Origin of the sequence: Geitlerinema sp. PCC 7407 (assembly GCF_000317045.1) — a bacterium.
Lineage (GTDB): Bacteria > Cyanobacteriota > Cyanobacteriia > PCC-7407 > PCC-7407 > PCC-7407.
The window spans coordinates 889689-908025 of record NC_019703.1 but is presented as its reverse complement, the minus strand read 5'-3'; the positions used below and the strand labels follow the sequence as shown (position 1 = coordinate 908025).

Genomic DNA, 18337 nt, shown 5'->3' with positions numbered 1-18337 from the left:
AGCAAGGGAGGCCAGTCAACGTTCAAGCATGATTAATACCGTCCCGTTGACTGGGATGATGTCTAGCCCAACCAAAGTTTGTGAGTGGTGAGGCAGCAAGTTTCAAAGAATCACTAACAGACAAGTTACGGGGAGCAACCCCTTCAATTCGTATATGCAGTTACAAAATATTGCTGCTGATGTTTTTTTAGGATAGCGTCCATGCAAAAAGCGCATGATCTAGCAAAATCAAGGGTTCCAGTGGCCCAGAACTTTAGGCAACTTGATAGAACTGATGAAGAAAGCTGATGATTTCTGCTCAAAAATCGCTCTGGGTTCGCTGATTGGCAAGCTAGCTTTAGCAATTGACCCTCTGGGCGATCGCTCTTCGATCTGACGCAAAGATTGCTCGGTTTTCGTTGGTTTTGACGATCGAAAATCAAGGGCCGCAAACCAAAAACAAAAATCCCTCACTTTTTTCAGCGAGGGATTTGAAATATCAGCTTGCTATTAGTTGATTTGCGAGAGCGCCAGTCTCTACCAAGTCAGAGGGCTGGGCAAGGTTTGGGATTCTCCGAGGAGAACAACCGAGCAAGACAATCGCTGTAGCAGCGGCGTTGTCACCTCGCTGACGGCCAGACCATCGGCGCCCCCTCGTCGCCGCAGCGATCGCAGCACCACCAGCTCATGATCCTGAGAAGCCCGCGCGATCGCCGTCACGATATTGTCTTCGCGCACAAGCTGCACCGTCGTCTTGTCAGGCGGCAGGCGAAGACGCTCCGCCAAAATCATCATCTGGCTGCGAAACCAGGCCTGTCGGGCTTCGGTCATCCGGGGCGAGCATACGTGGAGCAGCGTCACCTCTGCGTCATTGGCCTCCGCCAGGATCTGGGCAAAGCGCACCGTGCGGATCGCCGACGGCGTGAAGTTTTCCACCGGCACCAGGATGCGCTGGAACTTCAGGGGCGAGTTGAGCAGCCGAGCCACCACCACCATGCAGTGGGATGACCACAGAACGCTGTCGGCGATGTTGCCAAACAGGCGCGCCCGAAAACCCACTTCTCGGCTCAGACCGAGGATCACCAAGCTGGCGTCTACCTCGCGGCTCAGATGACTAATGCCTTGGGCCACATCGTAGGCAATGCGCATTTGGGGCATGACATCCACGCCCTGCTCCTGGGTCACCAAGACCGCCTGCTCCAGGAGCTGCTCTCCCCGCTGGAGAGCGCGGCTGAGCTGGGGCGAGTCCATATGGGCCTGGGCCCGGGCGATCGCCAGCGGAATGATTTTTCCCTTTTCGTGGCGAGCCAGCAGCGCCCCCAGCTCGATCAAGTAGCGCTCCGTCTCGGGGTTGTAGACCGGCACCACCACCTTGAAGTCCTTGGGAGACGCGATCGCCCCGCCAGCCACCATCGGTTCCTCCGGCTCCTCAACCTCCAGCGTCGTCACATCCTGGGCCAGCTTCGCCGCCGCCCGCGCCGTGATCAGCGGTCCTCCCACCGCCGTCACCAGCATCAGCAAAATCACGCTATTGAAGACATCCTTGCTGAGAATCTCCGCTTGGTAGCCCACCAGCGCCGCCGCCAGGGTCGCCGCCACCTGAGGAACCGACAGCGACCACATCGTCACCGTCTGGGTCCAGCTGTAGCGGTACAGCAGCTTAGCCACCCACGCCGCCAGAAACTTGGTCAGCAGCAGCATCCCCACGATAGCCGCCGGCAACCCCACAGACCCCAAGATGTCCTGAAACGCCTGCACATCCAGCAGCAGCCCCATATCCACAAAAAAGATGGGAATAAACAGGACGCTGCCGACAAACTCCACTTTTTCCTTGACCGGGCCATCGCCGACCACGTCATTGACCGCCAGACCCGCCAAAAACGCGCCGATGATTTTCTCGACCCCGATCAGCTGCGCCCCCACAGACGTGACAAACACCGCCAGCAGCACAAACAAAAACTGGTTGCCCTGGTCGTCTCGAGTCCGGCGAAAAAAGTCCTTACCCAGCCAGTCCAGCCCAAAAAGCACCGCCACGGCATAAAGTGCCAAGCCGCCGAGCAGGGTGACGAGCTTGGCAGTCGAGAAGTCTCCCTGGCTGACGCCCACACAGATCGCCAGCACCAGCAGCGCCCCCACATCCGTAAAGATGGTGGCCCCAATGGTCACTGTGACAGCCTCGTCTCGCACTACCCCCAGTCGCCGCACGATGGGATAGGCCAGCAGCGTATGGGAGGCCAGCAGAGATCCAATCAAAATCGAAGCGTTCCAATCAAAGCCAAACAGTCGGCCCAGGGCAGTCCCGCCGATCAGCGGGATCGCAAAGGTGGCAAAGCCAAAGCCCAGAGAGCGATTTCGCGTTTGGCGAAACTGAGCCAGGTCAATTTCAAGACCTGCCACGAACATCAGGTAGATTTTGCCGATTTCCGACAGCAGTTTCATGGTGTCGGAGTCGACATTTAAGACATTTAAGCCGCTGCCACCTAGGAGAACCCCTGCGGCCAGCAATCCAACAAGACCCGGCAAGCGCAGTCGCTCAAACACCGGCGGAACAATCAGGATTACTGCCAGCAGCAGCGCAAAGGTAACAACGGGTTCTCGAAGCGTTTCTGAAATGGGCTCCATACAATTTTGCTTGCCTACAAAAGGAGGCTACAGGGGAACCGCAGAGGCATTGATCAACCGTCGCGACGCATCCCGCAGCTTGGCCGTCTATGAACCGTTACCGGACAAGGTGCAGTGTAGGGAAGGAGCAGAGAGCCGTCCAACCTCCTAGCGACGGAATTCTGTATTTTTCGAGAGGGAAGCGATTATTTTGGCTGAAAATGCGGGGCGATCGCCCTTAAACACCAAAAAAGGGAGGCACCAGGGCCTCCCAACAGGGCACAGACGTTAGCTCACACGGCTTTGAACAAAATTTTGGTCTGAGGCGATCGCCCTAAGTCTCGTCTAGGAGCGATCGCACGACAGCCAAATCGTAGGGAAAGGGTTTGGGAACGGGACGATAGTCGCGATCGTGGGGCGGGCCGTGGCGGATCAGGGAGTTGATGGCGAGGCAGGGGCGATCGCTGAGGTTGACAGCGCCGTGGGGCACGCCGGGCGGGATTTTGACAACTTCGAGGCGATCGCCGCGCATGGGGATGTAGCGGTACTGGCGGTTTTGCAGCACGATGAGCACGGCGCAGCCCTGGACCACTAGGAGCTGATCGGTCTGGAAGTGATGCACAAACAAATCCTCGATCGTGCCCGGTGCTAGGGTCACCAGGGTGGTTTCGTGACCCCAAGTAGGCTGCTCAGCGTTGGTGTGGGTGGCCGTGGCGGCTTGGTCCAGCGGACAGATTTCGAGACCTTTGCCGGGGTGAATGCAGTGCAGCGGCGTGATTTCGATCTGACGTTTGATCCCCATGAGCTGAACCTCCTGCGGACGCGATCGCGTAGATATTTTGGCAGTTAATGAGTCATGATTTTGGCGAAGAGTCAGAGACCAGCAACTTGCGTTTGAGGCGATCGCAAGTCTATTTCAAGCCGTTACAAAGTGGCTTTTTGTTGATCCCCGACTCTAGATAGATTCATCTTAGCGCGCAGTTTTTGATCATTCCAGCTTCTCGCGTCCCTGTTCGATGCTCAAGAGTTTGGGAGAGTTTGAGCGTTTCAGGCACCCTGAGCGATCGAGGTTGCCCGCTCAAACAGAATGGTTTCCGCTGCGATCGCCCCTTGGGGCGTCACCCAGGCCCGCGAGACCCGCTCCACCGTGCCCGCGCGCAGGGTAACCAGCGAGAAATTGTGCAAGTGGCCCGCGTCTGTTTTGGTGATGCGGGGGACACAGGCCGCATTCAGATAGATCGTGTTGTCGGCGTCGATGTGGAGCGATCGCCGGTGCTGGGTTTTGGTGTGGCGCAGCGAGTGGTGCATGTGCCCAAAGGCCACCAGAGACACCTGCTTGCCCAGACGCTTGGCCTGGGCGATCGCCGCCGCAAAGTCCGGATCGCCATAGTCGCCGCCGATGGGCTGCCAATCCTTGCCGCAGGGGTCTTCTGGGCGATCGCCCAGACCCGTCGGGCCGCAGTGCCCGATCATCAGCACCGTTTCCCAGGCCGCCTCCTTCACTGCATCGACAATGCGGCTCGTCGACTGCTCAAAATTTTCTACGCTGTAGCGCTCGGTGTAGAACTCCCCATTGCGCCAGGTCGAGCCGCCCCAGCTAAACGGTCGGCTTCCCACCACCGACAGACTCAGCCCCGGAAAGTCCAGCTTGCCGTAGCCCACGTGGGTTTCGCCGAGCAGCTGCAGCTGATCTTCGACCCAGTCCTCTTGGAGGCGATCGTAGGGACAGCGCTTGAGGCCCCACTCGGTGGCGCTGTACCAGGCGTCGTGGTTGCCCAAAATCACCGCTTTCGGGACCGGCACCTTGGCGATCGCCCGCACGACCTCCACCGCCTCATTGCCAAAATCTCCCACAAACAGAGCCAGATCGACCCCCAGATTTTGGAGAGCCTCCCCGTCCCCCGACTCCCACAGCTCGTGGACATCTCCGATAACGGCAATCGTGATCGAACGCTGTTTTCCCTCTTGAGTCATAACCGCTGTCTCGCTGCTCCCTTCTCACTCTAGACCAGTTGCGGCCCCTTGCAGGAGAGCCTCAAGTCACGTCTTCGAAATCCCCTGGCCCAACCTAGTTGTTTTTGGTGAAAACAACTATAATTGCGATTACCGAAGAAAGCGCTTCACACTTCTTTACAAACCGTCCCGTCCTTCAGAGCGACTCGCCACTGTGTTTACCACCATTTCATCGCCGTCTGTTCCCGCCCTGCCGACCGACCTGTTTGCCGCCATCAACGACCTTAAAAAAGACCTCAATGCCGTGATCTTGGCCCACTATTACCAAGATCCCGACATCCAGGACATCGCCGACTATATCGGCGACTCCCTCGGCCTCTCTCGCCAAGCCGCCCAAACCGACGCCGACGTGATCGTGTTTGCGGGCGTCCACTTCATGGCCGAGACCGCCAAAATCCTCAATCCAACCAAAAAGGTTTTGCTACCGGACCTCGACGCGGGCTGCTCCCTCGCCGACAGCTGCCCGCCCGCAGAGTTTGCCGCCTTCAAGGCCGCCCATCCCGATCACCTGGTGGTGTCCTACATCAACTGCACCGCCGAGATCAAGGCCATGAGCGACATCATCTGCACCAGCTCCAACGCCGTCTCCATCGTGCAGCAGATCCCCGCAGATCAGCCGATCATCTTCGCCCCAGACCAAAACCTGGGCCGCTACGTCATGGCCGAAACGGGCCGCGACCTGCTGCTGTGGCAGGGCAGCTGCATGGTCCACGAGAACTTTTCTGAAAAGAAGATCGTGCAGCTCCAGATGGAGCATCCCGAGGCCGAGGTAATCGCCCACCCCGAGTGTGAGCCGAGCCTGCTGCGCCACGCCCGCTACATCGGCTCGACCACCGCGCTGCTGAAGTACGCCCAGCGCAGCGAGGCGCGGGCTTTCATCGTGGCGACGGAGCCCGGCATCCTGCACCAAATGCAAAAAGACGCGCCGGACAAGCAGTTCATTCCGGCACCGCCCATGGGAAGCTGCGCCTGCAACGAGTGCCCCCACATGCGCCTAAATACCCTGGAGAAGCTGTATCTGGCCATGAAGAACCAGAACCCCGAAATCACCATGGCCGAGGAAACGCGCGTGGCGGCACTCAAGCCGATTCAGCGAATGCTGGAGATGAGCGCCTAGGAGTTGGTGGCTCACCCACAAACCAAAGCTCCCGCCGAGAAATCTCGGCGGGAGCAAAGGGCGATCGCCCTCTAAAATGAACGCTACCCCTGCATGAATTCACCCACTTGGCGGGTGAGGGTATCTAGCAGGCTCTCGTCCGAGACGGGCTCGGCAGCCACTTCCCCTTCGATGCGGGCCACCGTCTCCGGCGGCAGCTGGAGAAATCCCACCAGATCTTGGTAGGCTTTGGCCTCTTCGACGTTGATGCGGGGCTCATCGGGCGATCGCGAGCTGGACTGGATCACTTCATAGCCCAGCCGCAAGACCAGTTCTCGCTCCTCAGTGCCGGTCAGCTTGGGCACCAGTTCTTCTAGGGGAATGTTTTGCACCAGGTAGTCCTGGAGCTCTTGGCGCAGTTTTTGCTGCTGCGCCGCATTTTCCCCAAACAGGTGACTGAAGCGATCGAGCATTACGTCCATTTCTTCGGTGGCCAGATGGCCGTCGCACCACGCCATGGAGGCCACGATGCGCAACAGGTTCATTTGGCGCGGCGAGATGGACGGTGGGGGCGGGGGCTGAAGGGGCATAATCCTGTCTCCATAGAAACGATCAATCAGGCTCGGAAGCGGCCCTAGGGGCTGGCCTTGGGCTTGCGGCGCTCCGGCAGCAGGCCTTCGGTGGCGAGGTATTCGTGGAGTTCGAGGGGGCGAAATTTACTGAGATCCTTGGTGAGAACCTGGACCGCACAGTGATTGGGCAGGGAGGTGCTGACAGCGTCTCGGGTCGTTCCCACCATTTGGGATTCAGCGACCAAGATCACCTGGGGCGAAGCGTGGGTGGTGGCGAGGCGGGCCGCCTCGGCAGCGACCATCTGGGCGAAGCGGCGACTAAATTCTTCGCGATGGCTTTCACGATGATCGTCGTACTGGTGCGATCGCCCCCCTGAGCCTCCTCGGTTGCGTCCGGTGGAGGTGTTGGCCCACAGCTCGCGATCGCTGGCGCTTTGCTCATTGTTGACAAGGTCGTCGTGCTCGACCAGATTGGGGCCTGACTCATACTCAGGGAACTCCGCCTCATGCAGCGTAAAAAAGCGAGCGCGAATCCCGTCAATGACAACCACACATTCGTTCATAAGACTCTCTCGGTGAGGTGCACGGCTCCGAAACTGACCCCTCGATGTCACCAGCTCAAGCGATTTCTGGGCGATCGCCCACTCCATTTCACTGCGAAGCCACCCCTGGAACACCGCCAGGGAGTCAATATCGCGGCAAGCACCGGTCAGCAGCGAGGCTACTTGCCCGAAGATAGGTTCAAAACCAGCGATCGCGGCGCGTCGCCTTATCCACCTCTTGGCAGCTAAGGCATCCACAAACCCAGATCTCAGTGAGGCGCGAAGGGATCGGAACCTTGACTGCAAAACGAACAACTTTCGTTTAGGCTATCACGCCCTTTCAGCCTGCTCCGAAAGCCTAATCAAAACTACAGAATGCTGCTGAGCGACGTTCCAAGCCAGCCCGTGAAGTTCGCTTCCTGAGCGGGCGTCGGGTTCTCGACCGGCACGATCTGGTAGCGGCCAGGGCGCGGCGCGGCCAGGGTGAGGGCGCATTCTCGGAGCTGATCTTGGCGGAAGCTCGTGACTTGGATCGTAGAGCCCGCTCGGTAGTCCTTGAGGCGATCGCCCAGCTGCTCCGCCGTCACCCGCAGCCCGTCGATGGCCAGCAGCTCATCCCCCGGATCGAAGCCCGCCTGCTGAGCGGGCGACCCCGCCTCCACGGATTTGACCACCTCGCGGCCCGCCTCCGTCTTCACCGTCATGCCCAGGTAGGGCACCGGCTCGCCGTCGGTCTCGGGCACCACGCGCAGGCCAAAGGGCGCTAGGTAGTCATTGAGCGGCAGCTCCTCCGTGGTGTGCAAAAAGCGCTGGAAAAAGTCCCTCAGGTCTGCGTCAGCCACAGCGGCGATCGCCCCCTCTAGCTGCTCCGGCATAAAGCCCACCTCAACCGTCCCAAACTCCTCCCAGAGCTGCCGCATCACGTCATCGAGGGAGCGGCGATTTTGGTGGCGATCGCGAATCAGCAGATCCAGCAGCAGCGACACCAGCTCGCCCTTGAGGTAATAGGAAATCTGAGAATTATTGCTGCTGGCGTCCTGGCGATAGAGCTTGATCCAGGCGTCAAAGCTCGATTCGCTCAGGGGCTGGACCAAGCGCCCCGGCGTCATCAAGAACCGCGTCAGCTCCTTGCTCAGGGCCTTGAGAAAGACTTTGGCATCATAGATGCCTGCCCGCAGCGGCAGCAGCAGGTCATAGTAGCTCGTCGTCCCCTCGCTAAACCACAGAGACGGCGTGTAGTTTTCCTGCTCATAGTCAAAGCGCTCTAAGGCCTTGGGCCGCAGGCGCTTCACGTTCCACAGGTGAAAAAACTCGTGGGCCACCAGCTGCAAAAAGCGCTGGTAGGACTCTTCTGCCCGAAACCCGAGCCGGGGAAAATTCAGCGTGCAGGCATTTTTGTGCTCGAGGCCGCCGTAGCCCTGGGCCGACAGGTGGAGCAAGAACACATAGCGATCGTAGGGCAGCCCGCCAAAGAGCTGGGCCTCGGTCTCAATGATTTTCTGGATATCCGGAATCAGGCGCATCGCGTCCAGGTTGCCCGTCCCCCACACCACCAGCTCGTGGGGCGTTTCGCGCACCTCAAAGCGATAGCGCGTCTGCTGGCCAATCTCGAAGGGGCTGTCTACCAGGGTGTCAAAGTCCGCCGCCTCGTAGGTGTCGGGCTGGCCAGCCACCTCCGGCAGCGGCGTCGCCACCTGCCAGCCCGTGGGCGGCACGATCTCGACCTGCAGCGGCTGGCGATCGCACCCCACCACCCAAAAAAACAGCGCGGCCCCATTGAAGTAGCCGTGGGTGAGGTCCAAGTGATTGGTGCGGACCGTCAGCTCATTGGCAAACACCTGATAGGTGACGACGATCTCCGAGGCCCCTGGGGTTTCAATCTGCCAGTGATTTTTGCTGCGCTTTTGCCAAGCTAGCTTTTGGCCGTCAGCCCCGCGCGCCTCGAAGTTTTGGACATGGCGGGAGTACTCGCGCACCAGGTAAGACCCCGGCGTCCACACCGGCATCTTGAGGTCCAGCACCGCCTGGGACCAGCGCTGCACCCGCACCGTCACCTCGAACAGGTGAGTCTCGGGATGGGGCATCGCGACCCGGTAGGCGATCGCGGGCATCACAGAGCGCGAAACATCAGGCCGAGTCGAGGCTGCTTTGGTCATAGCGATTAGGCGTGTCCTGCCAAGTGCGTGAGCTGCTTGAGGTTGATCAGGCGAATCACCGGCTCATCGGGGTCAATCTTGAGCCAGCCCTTGTCATCCAGCTTTTCCATGATTTTGGTGGCTTCTTCCACCCCGATATCGGTCACATCCGCCAGATCTTTGAAGGGGATTTTGTAAATGTCGACGCCGTTTTCGGAGGCCTGGCCGTAGTTTTCGCTGAGGCCCACCAGGGTATTGGCCAGCTTGACCGCGGGCGGCTGATGACGGCGCTGAAACCGCAAATTAGTTTGGCGCAGGCGCTGCACCATCAGCTGCAGCATCCGGTGATGGAGCTGGGGATCTTTGAACAGGGTCTGAATGAAGCGCTGAGCCGAGATGCTCAAAAGCTGTACTGGCGAAAGGGCGATCACATCCGTCGAGCGGGGGGACTCATCGAGAATGGCCATCTCGCCAAAGAAATCTCCCCGGCCCAAAATCGCTAGGGTTGCCACATCATCCCCGGAGAGACGACGAACTTTTACCCAGCCCGACACGATGAAGTAGACGGCGTTGCCCCAAGCGTCTTCCATGAGCACAGCGCGGCCGGTGGGGTACTCGTGCTCAACCGCAACGGACAGCAGCCACTCTACTGTTTCAGGATTCGCAGCGTTGAAGAGCGGGAAAAGCTCACTAAAGGCTTCGGTCTGCATGAAGAATCTTCAAGGTAGGCGATTGAGATTGAGCGATGGGTCGCGCGAGCTGCCGAACCGAGGCAAGAACCGTTGAGCGATCGCGATTGGGTGGTTTGGACCTGGAGAAGACACTCATCCAGGTTGCTTGGCGCGACTTTCGGGGGAAAAGCTGCAAGACCCAGGAGATTCGGGCGATCGCAGGGATTCCCTCGCTTCCATTACAACACAATTGCGGAGCGTAATCGCCACCGCTCTCCTGTCGGCCCTTCAAGTTTATCGAGCCAGGACGCGGGCAGCCGCTGCCTGAATGGAAGGCCGCAGGGCTGTGACATAGCTGGGCCAGCCGATCAAGATGGGCTGGTGGTGGATCAGCGTCTCGCTGTCAATGGCCTCCGGGGTAAATTGCAGGGGCTGGCCGTCCAGGTCGCAGCACACCAGGCCCGCCGCCAGGGCTAGGGCCACTGGGCCGGTGGTGTCCCACAGCTTGACGCGCCCGTTGAGGTAGAGATACAGGCCTGCGCGGCCCTGGATGACTTCGAGCACCTTGAGGCCAAAGCTGCCGAGGGAGGCGAACTGGGCCGCCGGAATTTCGGCCCGCAGGGCTTCGCCAAAGTTGGCCTGATCGCGATCGCCCACCAGCAGCGGACAAAACGTCTCCGAGGGCGGCTCCGGCTCCACCGGCACCAGCAGATCGGCCCCCTCCTGCCCCTTGGCCTGAAACAGCCCCCACTCCGGCCCACCGTAGTACATCTGGTCCTGCATGGGCGCATAGACCCAGCCCGCCTTGGGCTGGTGTCCCTGGAGCAGGCCCGCCATCACGGAGTAGTGGGGCCGCCCGTGGATAAAGTCTTCGGTCCCGTCCACCGGATCGATAAACCACAGCCGAGCGTGCCCCGCCTGAAAGGCTTGGCGAGACTGGGCGCTCTCCTCGGTCACGACGCCGTCGGTGGGGCACAGGGTCGCAAAGGCAGCGGCCAGCTGCCGATCGAGGGCGCGATCGACATCGGTCACGTAGTCCTCAGGCCCCTTTTGGTCAACGGTGAAGGGCTGAGCAGCTAAATATTTCGCCTGCTGGCCGCAGTCGCGCAGCACTTGGCGAATCGCGCGGTCTAGCTCGGGCGTGAGATATTTCATGGTGGTTAAGGACAAGGGCAGTGAGGCGATTGTATTACAGCCCTTTGCGGGATTGGTGGACTGCGAGGCATCGCGCATCTGGCCAGAGGGCGATCGCGCGCGGTTAGGGCAGGCTGTCTGGGCAGGGGTCAGGCCCCAGGGCGAGGCGACCGCTCGACCACCACAGCAGCACCGCAAATCCCGTAAACAGCAGCGGCAGCCAGCTGGGATGGGGAACCCAGCTAAAGAGGCCCGAGAGCCCCATCTGGCTGATGTAAGCGACGTAAAACAGATAGCTGAGCGCCACGTGACCGCAATCTTCTTGCAGCTTGGCAAAGAGGGTCGCGAAGGTGGGGCCGTAGAAAATAGCGGCGATCGCCATCAGCGGGGCCAGACTAGGGACCAGGGTCAGTCCCAGGGCGATCGCCCCCGCCAGCAGCAGCCAGGGCAGGCGCGCCATGGGCTGACGGCTGATCCACGGACTCAGAAACACCCGCCCCAGGGTCAGGCCGCCCCAGTACAGCGACAGCAGGCCGCTGCTCCAGGCATCGCTCCAGCCCAAAAACTTTAGATAGGTGCCGCTCCAGGTGCCAATCACCCCCTCTAGGCCGACATACAGGCCCACCACTCCCAAAATCGGCGCCGCGCGGCGCCACGGCATGCGATCGCGCGCGGGCACGAAGTTCTCGACCGGCGGAGCCTGCCACGCCAGCGCCCCGCACCCTAGGGCTACCAGGGCGATCGCCCCCAAGGCCACCCGCCACGGCAGCAGCGCCCCCAGCAGCGGCGCCGTCAGCGCCCCCACCCCAAAAGTGGCATTGGCCCAGTTCAGCAGCACGACCCGGCGCTTGGGGTGGAGTTCGCCCACCAGGCTGTTGCTTTGGAGATTGACCACGCTGTCGGCAAAGCCAATGGGCAAGGCCGCGATCGCAATTCCCCAAAACCCCGGCACCAGCGCCGCCCCCAGCAGCGCCACCCCGATCAGCCCAAAGGCCATCGACAGCCACGGATGACGGCGATCGCGCTGGGCGTTCCAGTACAGCCCCGCCACGCTGCTGATCACAAACAGCGCGTAATAGGCTCCCAAATTCACCGCTGTGCCAAAAGCCGCTTGCCACTGGAGCAAAAACGCCCCCGGCATCGCCACCACCAAACCGTGCAAAAAAAGCCCCACAAAGCTCATAGCCGTGAGGCGTCCCCTCGAAACCAGCATCAATTTTGGGCCTCAGCCTTCTGGATGGGCGGCGTCTAGGCGGACTGGGGCAGCGCAAACGGCTGAGCGCACGTCAGCGCGACCGGCGGGCGAAAAAAATCGCCCAGCTGCCCCACGCTATACTCCTCCACCAGCTTACCGGGTGGGCGATTGGCCACGGCGATCGCGCTGTCCTGGAGCCAGCGAATCGACAAATTTTCTTCCCCGATTTTGACCCCCTCGGGCTGGAGCCAGCCCGGATAGCGCTGGCGCGCCCGCTGCATCGTCTCGGGGAAAACCCCCACCAGCGCCGCCAGGGCATCCGTCGGCAGGCTCGCCACCGTCCGCGCCCCAAAAAACGCCTCCAGACACACCAGCAGCTTTTCTGAGCGCTGCACGGGATCTGCATGGTCCGAAATCTTGCGCAGCCAGCGCATCCACTGAATTCGCTTGCTGTAGGCTTCTTGGCGCTCGGCAACGGTCGTTACGGGACACAGCTCCAATCGTCCAATCGCGATCACCCGCGTCGTTCCTGCCTCGATCCCGCTACCCACCGCAGCGCCTGGCCCCGCAAACTCCGCGTGGAACCCCTTGAACAAAATCAAGCCACTGCGTTTACTTTCACTAATCGCCAGAAGGGGATAATCGTGCAGCACGTTGGTCGATCACTCCGCCGTTAAACATCATCTAACCGACAGCAGAGTTCGGCGATCGCCCCTTTCCGATAGAAATCAAGTGTCGCGATTCGCCAAAGTCTGCCTAAGCCAGCCCAGGGATTTTGCCCTCGATCCTAGAACGGTCGGCGAAGCAAAGGTAGCGAGGCCTACAGTACTTTGTCGAATCTAAATAATTGGTTGAACAATGGCAAAAACTTGATGAACCGGGGACTCGCCCCCCTTGGCAAATCGTCAACCGCCGCGATCGCCCGAAAGCTTCATCGAGCGTTTTCGAGCCCTAGAGCCCGAAAATCTTAATTTTTAGGGGCAAATCTACAAAATGTGAGACAGGCTTGGCGTTGCAGAGAGTTTTTCGCCAGAGAGGGCGATCGCCCAGCGATCGGTAAAAGCAGAGTTGGGCATAAGCCGGGTTCTGTTTTCCAGGCTGCAAGCACAGCCCAGAAGGCAGTTATCTATCTGGGACGCCTGTTACCAGACGCCTCTAGCGGTGTCTAAGCGGAACCGGTAAAAGACCAACCGTCGCTCCTCTACCTTGCTCCCAACCGGGGTTTACCGAGCCAGCGCCTCTCGACGCTGCTGGTGCGCTCTTACCGCACCCTTGCACCCTTACCTGTGAGATCTGGCTCAGGGGCGATCGCCCCCAAACCCTCCATCGGCGGTATGTTTCTGTGGCACTCTCCTCACGGTCACCCGCACTGGGCGTTACCCAGCAAGTTTGGTCTTTCGGGAGCCCGGACTTTCCTCAGGCCAGTGGCGATCGCCACTGACCCGCAACCGCCTTCGCCAACTCTGCTTCCCTCCAGTGTACCGATCTCACCTCCCCAGCGCGATCGCCCGCCCTCACTTTTTGCCCAGCCTCACTTTTTGCGCGGGAAAGCTGGCTTTTGGTTCCAGGGCAGGGCCTCCGTCCAGTGGAGCGACGCCAGCGTGAACTGACACGTCAGTGCGTGGGTCCGCATCCCGCCCCCCGTCAGGGGGTCTGTCAGCTGCACGATGATGCGCAGCGAAAACTGGCAGGGCTTGCGCTTTTCCTGGAGATCTTTGAACTTGCCCACGTTGATGAGGGGCTTTTGGATCAGCTTGCCCTCTGGTGTGGTTTCCAGGGAGTCCGCCACCGCGATCACTTCCTTCAGCGTCACCCCCGGCGGCGCCACGCTGGGAAACTGCTGCTGTCGAGGCTCGGGATACACCCCCGGAATCAAATGCAAAATCCGGCGAGAATTGCCGTCAAAATCCGTCATGGAACTATAGTCCCAGTTGATCAAAACCGTGGTGGTCTTGGTCTTGTTTTCCACCACGATCGGCAGCGTGGTGAACTTGTTGAACTCGTAGCGCTTCTTGATATCGACCTTGAGGTTGATCAACTCTTGCAGCTTTTGATCGAGGATTTGCTGCTTGAGTGCTTCAGGATTGGTTTGAATATCAAACTGATTTTCGAGGGTGTTTTCGAGAGATCGAAAGGCCTGGTACAGAACATAGACCACGATGATGAAGTAAACCGTGATCAGCAGAAGGTCAAGATCGCGCATAGGAAAGGCTGCCCTGGGCGATCGCCCGCAGGAGAGGACGCTCCTGCGACGCAAAGGCCCCGCAGAGAAAGCTATCGGTGACGCTGGTGACCATCATCCTCGATCGCCGAGAGATCCTTGAACCAGCCCCGCTGCCAGAAAAACATCACCAGCGCCATGGCGATCGCGCCCATCGCCACCAGACAAGCCGGATATCCCCAGTACCAGCGCAGCTCAGGCATATTCCAGGGCGACACGCTGGGGTCAAAGTTCATGCCATAGATACCCGCAATGAACGTCAGCGGAATGAAGATTGTCGAGATGACCGTGAGGACTTTCATGATCTCATTCATGCGGTTGCTAACAGAGGAGAGATAAACGTCCATCAGGCTGGACGCCAGTTCGCGATAGGTCTCGACCATGTCCAGGATCTGGACCGTGTGGTCGTAGCAGTCCCGCAGGTAGATCTGCACCTCAGGGCTAATCAGCGCGCTGTGATCGCGAATCAAACTATTGAGCATTTCCCGCTGCGGCCAAATGGAGCGGCGCAGGGTAAGCAGCTCGCGCTTGAGGGTATGAATCGCTGTGAGGGTTTGGCGAGTGGGATGGCGCACCACTTCGTCTTCGAGATCTTCGATGCGCTCGCCATAGGCCTCGAGGATCGGGAAGAAGCCGTCAATGATGGCGTCTAGCAAGGCGTAGGTCAGGTAGTCCGGCCCGAGGCGGCGAATGTTGCCCTTGCTGCCCCGAATGCGCTCTCGCACCGGATGAAAGGTATCGAGATCAGGCTCCTCCTGGACTGTCAGCAGGTAGTGCGGCCCGAGGATGAAGCTGACCTGCTCCCGCACAAAGCTCTCTCCCTTGGGGTCGGGCATGACCATCCAGGCAATGATCAGCAGCTGATCGGTGTAGTCCTCGACCTTAGGGCGCTGGGGGACGTTGACAATGTCTTCGAGAACAAGGGGGTGCAGGCTGAAGACGCTGCCCAGGCGCTTGAGAATGTCTTCGCTGCCGAGGCCCTGGACGTCGACCCACGACACCGACTGGCTATCGAGGTAGACGGCACACTCTTCGGGGGTTCGCAGGACGACTCGGGTTGCGGCGGCTTGGCTGTAGTCGATCAGGACCAGAGTCGGAGGTGGGGCGTCTTCTTCGATGACGAGGGTGCCCGGCGACATGCCCGGTTCGTCGTAGTGGTAGTCCACATAGGACTCATCATCGTCATTGTGATTGTTGAGCAGTTGCGATATACCTTTGCCGAGCCTGACTCTCACCATGGCAGTTTTTTTGTGGGGGGACGCGTGAGGCGCTGACTGGCCCCTCAGACGAGCCAATCGCTGAGCTGACTGTAGCAGGATTGCCGAGGGGCGATCGCCCCCAGCAAGCGGCACAAAAAAAGGTAGCCCGTTGAACTGGGCTACCCAAGACGCGACGCGGAGCGTCAGCGTTCATTTATGGAGCTGCGGCAAACTCGGCCTAGGCCTACATCATGCCCATGCCGCCCATGCCACCCATACCGCCCATGCCGCCCATGCCACCCATGCCGCCCATGTCAGGCGCGGGGGATTCCTTGACGGGCTTCTCGACCACGAGGGCTTCGGTCGTGAGGACCAAGCCTGCGATGGAAGCAGCGTCTTGGAGCGCAGAGCGGGTCACCTTGGCAGGGTCGATGATGCCGGAGGCGATCATGTCCTCAAACTGGCCGGTGACGGCGTTGTAGCCCATGTTCAGATCCAGGTTGCGCACCTTTTCGACGACGACTGCGCCTTCGGCGCCGGCGTTGTCTGCGATCTGGCGCAGGGGCGCTTCGAGAGCTTTGGCGACGATGTCAGCACCGATGCGCTCTTCAGCGTTGAGGCCTTGCTTGACTTCGTCGACCAGCTTGGTGAGGTGGAGGAGGGTCGTACCACCGCCGGGGATAATGCCTTCTTCGACGGCGGCGCGGGTCGCGTTGAGGGCGTCCTCGATGCGCAGCTTCCGGTCTTTGAGCTCGGTTTCGGTGGCAGCACCCACTTTGATCACGGCTACGCCGCCCACGAGCTTGGCAATCCGCTCCTGGATCTTTTCGGCGTCGTAGTCCGACTCGGTTTCAGCCAGCTCTCGGCGCAGTTGGCCGATGCGGGTCTGGATTTCGCCACGACCGCGATCGCTCGGCTCGGCGACGATGGTGGTGTTGTCCTTGGTGATGGTGATCTTGCGGGCGCTGCCCAGCATGTCCAGATCCACATCTTCGAGGCTCAGGCCCACTTCTTCAGCGATCATCTGGCCTTCGGTGACGATGGCGATGTCTTGCAGAATGGCTTTGCGGCGATCGCCAAAGCTAGGAGCCTTGACCGCAGCCACGGTCAGCACGCCCCGCAGACGGTTGACCACCAGGGTCGCCAGGGCTTCCCCTTCGATGTCTTCAGCGATGATCAGCAGGGGCTGACCGGTGCGGGCAATTTTCTCGAGCACCGGCACCAGATCCTGCACAGAGCTGATCTTTTGGCTGGTGATCAGAATGCGGGGGTTCTCGAACTCCGTGATCATCCGCTCGGTGTCGGTCACGAAGTAGGGCGACATGTAGCCGCGATCGAACTGCATCCCTTCGACCACTTCCAGCTCGGTGGTGAGGGATTTGGATTCCTCGACCGTGATGACGCCGTCGCGGGTCACCTTGGCCATGGCGTCTGCGATCATCGCGCCGACCGCTTCATCGCTGCCTGCCGACACTGCTGCCACTTGGGAAATCGCGTCGCCTTCTACCGGCTTGGCGATGGATTTGATTTCGTCGAGGAGACGGGCGACCGTCTTGTCGATACCACGACGCAGGTTCACCGGGTTGCTGCCCGCTGCGACGTTCTTTAGACCTTCGCGAATCAGAGCCTGGGCCAGCACCGTTGCGGTGGTGGTCCCGTCACCGGCCAAATCTTTGGTCTTGGAGGCCACTTCCCGAATCAGGCGAGCCCCGGTGTTCTCAAAGGGGTCTTCGAGCTCGATTTCCTTGGCGATCGAAATACCGTCGTTGACGATTTCGGGCGTCCCAAATTTCTTCTCTAGGACGACGTTGCGTCCCCGCGGCCCGAGGGTAATGCGGACGGCATCGGCCAAGGCGTTCACGCCGCGCTCTAGCGCTTGACGCGACTCCTCATCAAACACAATTAGTTTGACCATATTTGCTCTTTGCACTCTATCTCCCCTAAAATTTAGCACTCAGGGCTGTCGAGTGCTAAAGAATCCCGCCGGAAAGGGAGGCGCGACACCCCGCAGGGCTGAGGTGGCAACTGGGCGATCGCCCTTTGACCAGCATTTTTTCTAAAAAATCAAGCTTTCGGGCGAAAGAGCGCGCATTCTGGCGATCGGCGATCGCAGCCTCTGTGAAGCCGCCTGCAAAGATGTGGACGCAGGCAGGAAGCGGCGTGTTATATGGATAGGCAGCATTGCGAGTTCGCTCATCTATGAATTCTCGATCTAGAAGTCTGTCTGCTGCTGCACTGGTGGCCCTGTGCTGCTGGGCAGCCCCGGCCCGCGCCGAAAAACTCGCCCATGTCCAGCAACTGCTCTCAAGCAAGAGCTGCGAAGGGTGCGACCTGATGAATGCCGGTCTGGTTTTCACCGACCTGAGCGGGGCCAACCTCAAGGGCGCCGACCTGCGGCGCGCCAACCTGAGCCAAACGGATTTGACGGGGGCGGACCTCAGCGGGGCCAACCTGGCCGGGGCCTCGCTCCACGGCGCCAACCTCACCGGCGCCAACCTCACCGGCGCCAACCTGACGGGGGCCGATCTCCGGCAGGCCTACCTGATGGAAGCCGTCTTCACCGATGCCAACCTCTCCAGCGCCTTCTTGGAGGGGGCCATTGGCCTGACGGGCAACATTGGCGACGCGGACGCTTTTTATCGGTGGGCCCTGGACTCGGCCCGCATCGGCAACTACAGCGAGGCGATCGAAAACTTTAACCAGACCGTGCGCATCAACCCCAACTACGCCAAGGCGTATCTGGGGCGGGGAGTGGCGCGCTACAAAATCGGCGATCGCGACGGCGCCATGCTGGACACCAACTACGCCGCCTACCTGTTTGAGCGCAACGGCGATGCCCAGGGCTACCAAGCCTCCAAGGAGTTCATCGCCGGGATCGAAATGATCGAAAATGCGCCCAAAGGCGGCAAAGGCAAGCCAAATTTCCTGGATTTCATTGGTTCGGTGAGCGGATTGCTGCTGCGCTTCCTGTTTTAGGCC

Annotated in this window: 15 protein-coding genes and 1 other RNA gene; 2 read left to right on the top strand and 14 right to left on the bottom strand. The window is 60.1% G+C overall.

Features of this window, described 5'->3' with window-relative positions; all coding sequences use genetic code 11:
* Positions 1–516: 516 nt before the first annotated feature.
* The 3 genes from GEI7407_RS03845 to GEI7407_RS03835 form a co-directional block, all read right to left on the bottom strand.
* Positions 517–2601, bottom strand: a complete 2085-nt coding sequence (locus GEI7407_RS03845) for a cation:proton antiporter (RefSeq protein WP_015170814.1) — start codon at positions 2599–2601, stop codon at positions 517–519.
* A 313-nt stretch (positions 2602–2914) separates the two neighbouring features.
* Positions 2915–3382, bottom strand: a complete 468-nt coding sequence (locus GEI7407_RS03840) for a cupin domain-containing protein (RefSeq protein WP_015170813.1) — start codon at positions 3380–3382, stop codon at positions 2915–2917.
* A gap of 245 nt (positions 3383–3627) precedes the next feature.
* Positions 3628–4554: a TIGR04168 family protein gene (locus GEI7407_RS03835; RefSeq protein WP_015170812.1), complete on the bottom strand. Its 927-nt coding sequence runs from the start codon at positions 4552–4554 to the stop codon at positions 3628–3630.
* 193 nt (positions 4555–4747) lie between these two features.
* Between GEI7407_RS03835 and nadA the strand changes: the two genes are divergently transcribed.
* Entirely contained in the window at positions 4748–5710 is a 963-nt protein-coding gene (nadA, locus tag GEI7407_RS03830) for a quinolinate synthase NadA (protein ID WP_015170811.1), read from the top strand.
* Positions 5711–5793: 83 nt separating this feature from the next.
* On the opposite strand, the gene GEI7407_RS03825 is transcribed toward nadA, so the two are convergent.
* The 11 genes from GEI7407_RS03825 to groL all read right to left on the bottom strand — a co-directional run bounded on the left by GEI7407_RS03825 (position 5794) and on the right by groL (position 17273).
* A complete protein-coding gene (locus tag GEI7407_RS03825) occupies positions 5794–6279 on the bottom strand; it encodes a TerB family tellurite resistance protein (RefSeq protein WP_015170810.1) in 486 nt (161 codons plus the stop codon).
* Positions 6280–6323: 44 nt separating this feature from the next.
* Positions 6324–6824, bottom strand: a complete 501-nt coding sequence (locus tag GEI7407_RS03820; RefSeq protein ID WP_015170809.1) for a host attachment protein — start codon at positions 6822–6824, stop codon at positions 6324–6326.
* 347 nt (positions 6825–7171) lie between these two features.
* Positions 7172–8959, bottom strand: coding sequence for a M61 family metallopeptidase (locus tag GEI7407_RS03815; RefSeq protein ID WP_015170808.1), 1788 nt, complete (start codon positions 8957–8959; stop codon positions 7172–7174).
* Positions 8960–8964: 5 nt separating this feature from the next.
* Complete coding sequence (locus GEI7407_RS03810; RefSeq protein WP_015170807.1) at positions 8965–9648, bottom strand: Crp/Fnr family transcriptional regulator; 684 nt, start codon at positions 9646–9648, stop codon at positions 8965–8967.
* Positions 9649–9903: 255 nt separating this feature from the next.
* Positions 9904–10764: a 3'(2'),5'-bisphosphate nucleotidase CysQ gene (locus tag GEI7407_RS03805; protein WP_015170806.1), complete on the bottom strand. Its 861-nt coding sequence runs from the start codon at positions 10762–10764 to the stop codon at positions 9904–9906.
* Positions 10765–10867: 103 nt separating this feature from the next.
* Entirely contained in the window at positions 10868–11956 is a 1089-nt protein-coding gene (locus GEI7407_RS03800) for a sugar MFS transporter (RefSeq protein ID WP_015170805.1), read from the bottom strand.
* 35 nt (positions 11957–11991) lie between these two features.
* Positions 11992–12591 (bottom strand): hypothetical protein, encoded by a 600-nt coding sequence (locus tag GEI7407_RS19295; RefSeq protein WP_015170804.1) that lies wholly within the window; start codon positions 12589–12591, stop codon positions 11992–11994.
* A gap of 407 nt (positions 12592–12998) precedes the next feature.
* Positions 12999–13403: RNase P RNA component class A (gene rnpB, locus GEI7407_RS19810), an RNA gene on the bottom strand.
* Positions 13404–13469: 66 nt separating this feature from the next.
* Entirely contained in the window at positions 13470–14141 is a 672-nt protein-coding gene (locus GEI7407_RS03790) for a hypothetical protein (protein ID WP_015170803.1), read from the bottom strand.
* A 71-nt stretch (positions 14142–14212) separates the two neighbouring features.
* Positions 14213–15397 carry a magnesium/cobalt transporter CorA gene (gene corA / locus GEI7407_RS03785; protein WP_015170802.1) on the bottom strand — a complete coding sequence of 395 codons (1185 nt, stop codon included), beginning with the start codon at positions 15395–15397 and terminating at the stop codon, positions 14213–14215.
* A 205-nt stretch (positions 15398–15602) separates the two neighbouring features.
* Entirely contained in the window at positions 15603–17273 is a 1671-nt protein-coding gene (gene groL / locus GEI7407_RS03780) for a chaperonin GroEL (RefSeq protein ID WP_015170801.1), read from the bottom strand.
* A gap of 284 nt (positions 17274–17557) precedes the next feature.
* Between groL and GEI7407_RS03775 the strand changes: the two genes are divergently transcribed.
* Entirely contained in the window at positions 17558–18334 is a 777-nt protein-coding gene (locus GEI7407_RS03775) for a pentapeptide repeat-containing protein (protein ID WP_015170800.1), read from the top strand.
* Positions 18335–18337: the final 3 nt, after the last annotated feature.

Excerpts from the sequence above, each read along its gene's own strand:
- GEI7407_RS03845 (WP_015170814.1), bottom strand. The coding sequence starts at position 2,601 with ATGGAGCCCATTTCAGAAACGCTTCGAGAACCCGTTGTTACCTTTGCG.
- GEI7407_RS03840 (WP_015170813.1), bottom strand. The coding sequence starts at position 3,382 with ATGGGGATCAAACGTCAGATCGAAATCACGCCGCTGCACTGCATTCAC.
- GEI7407_RS03835 (WP_015170812.1), bottom strand. The coding sequence starts at position 4,554 with ATGACTCAAGAGGGAAAACAGCGTTCGATCACGATTGCCGTTATCGGA.
- GEI7407_RS03825 (WP_015170810.1), bottom strand. The coding sequence starts at position 6,279 with ATGCCCCTTCAGCCCCCGCCCCCACCGTCCATCTCGCCGCGCCAAATG.
- GEI7407_RS03820 (WP_015170809.1), bottom strand. The coding sequence starts at position 6,824 with ATGAACGAATGTGTGGTTGTCATTGACGGGATTCGCGCTCGCTTTTTT.
- GEI7407_RS03815 (WP_015170808.1), bottom strand. The coding sequence starts at position 8,959 with ATGACCAAAGCAGCCTCGACTCGGCCTGATGTTTCGCGCTCTGTGATG.
- GEI7407_RS03810 (WP_015170807.1), bottom strand. The coding sequence starts at position 9,648 with ATGCAGACCGAAGCCTTTAGTGAGCTTTTCCCGCTCTTCAACGCTGCG.
- GEI7407_RS03805 (WP_015170806.1), bottom strand. The coding sequence starts at position 10,764 with ATGAAATATCTCACGCCCGAGCTAGACCGCGCGATTCGCCAAGTGCTG.
- GEI7407_RS03800 (WP_015170805.1), bottom strand. The coding sequence starts at position 11,956 with ATGCTGGTTTCGAGGGGACGCCTCACGGCTATGAGCTTTGTGGGGCTT.
- GEI7407_RS03790 (WP_015170803.1), bottom strand. The coding sequence starts at position 14,141 with ATGCGCGATCTTGACCTTCTGCTGATCACGGTTTACTTCATCATCGTG.
- corA (WP_015170802.1), bottom strand. The coding sequence starts at position 15,397 with ATGGTGAGAGTCAGGCTCGGCAAAGGTATATCGCAACTGCTCAACAAT.
- groL (WP_015170801.1), bottom strand. The coding sequence starts at position 17,273 with ATGGTCAAACTAATTGTGTTTGATGAGGAGTCGCGTCAAGCGCTAGAG.
- GEI7407_RS03775 (WP_015170800.1), top strand. The coding sequence starts at position 17,558 with ATGAATTCTCGATCTAGAAGTCTGTCTGCTGCTGCACTGGTGGCCCTG.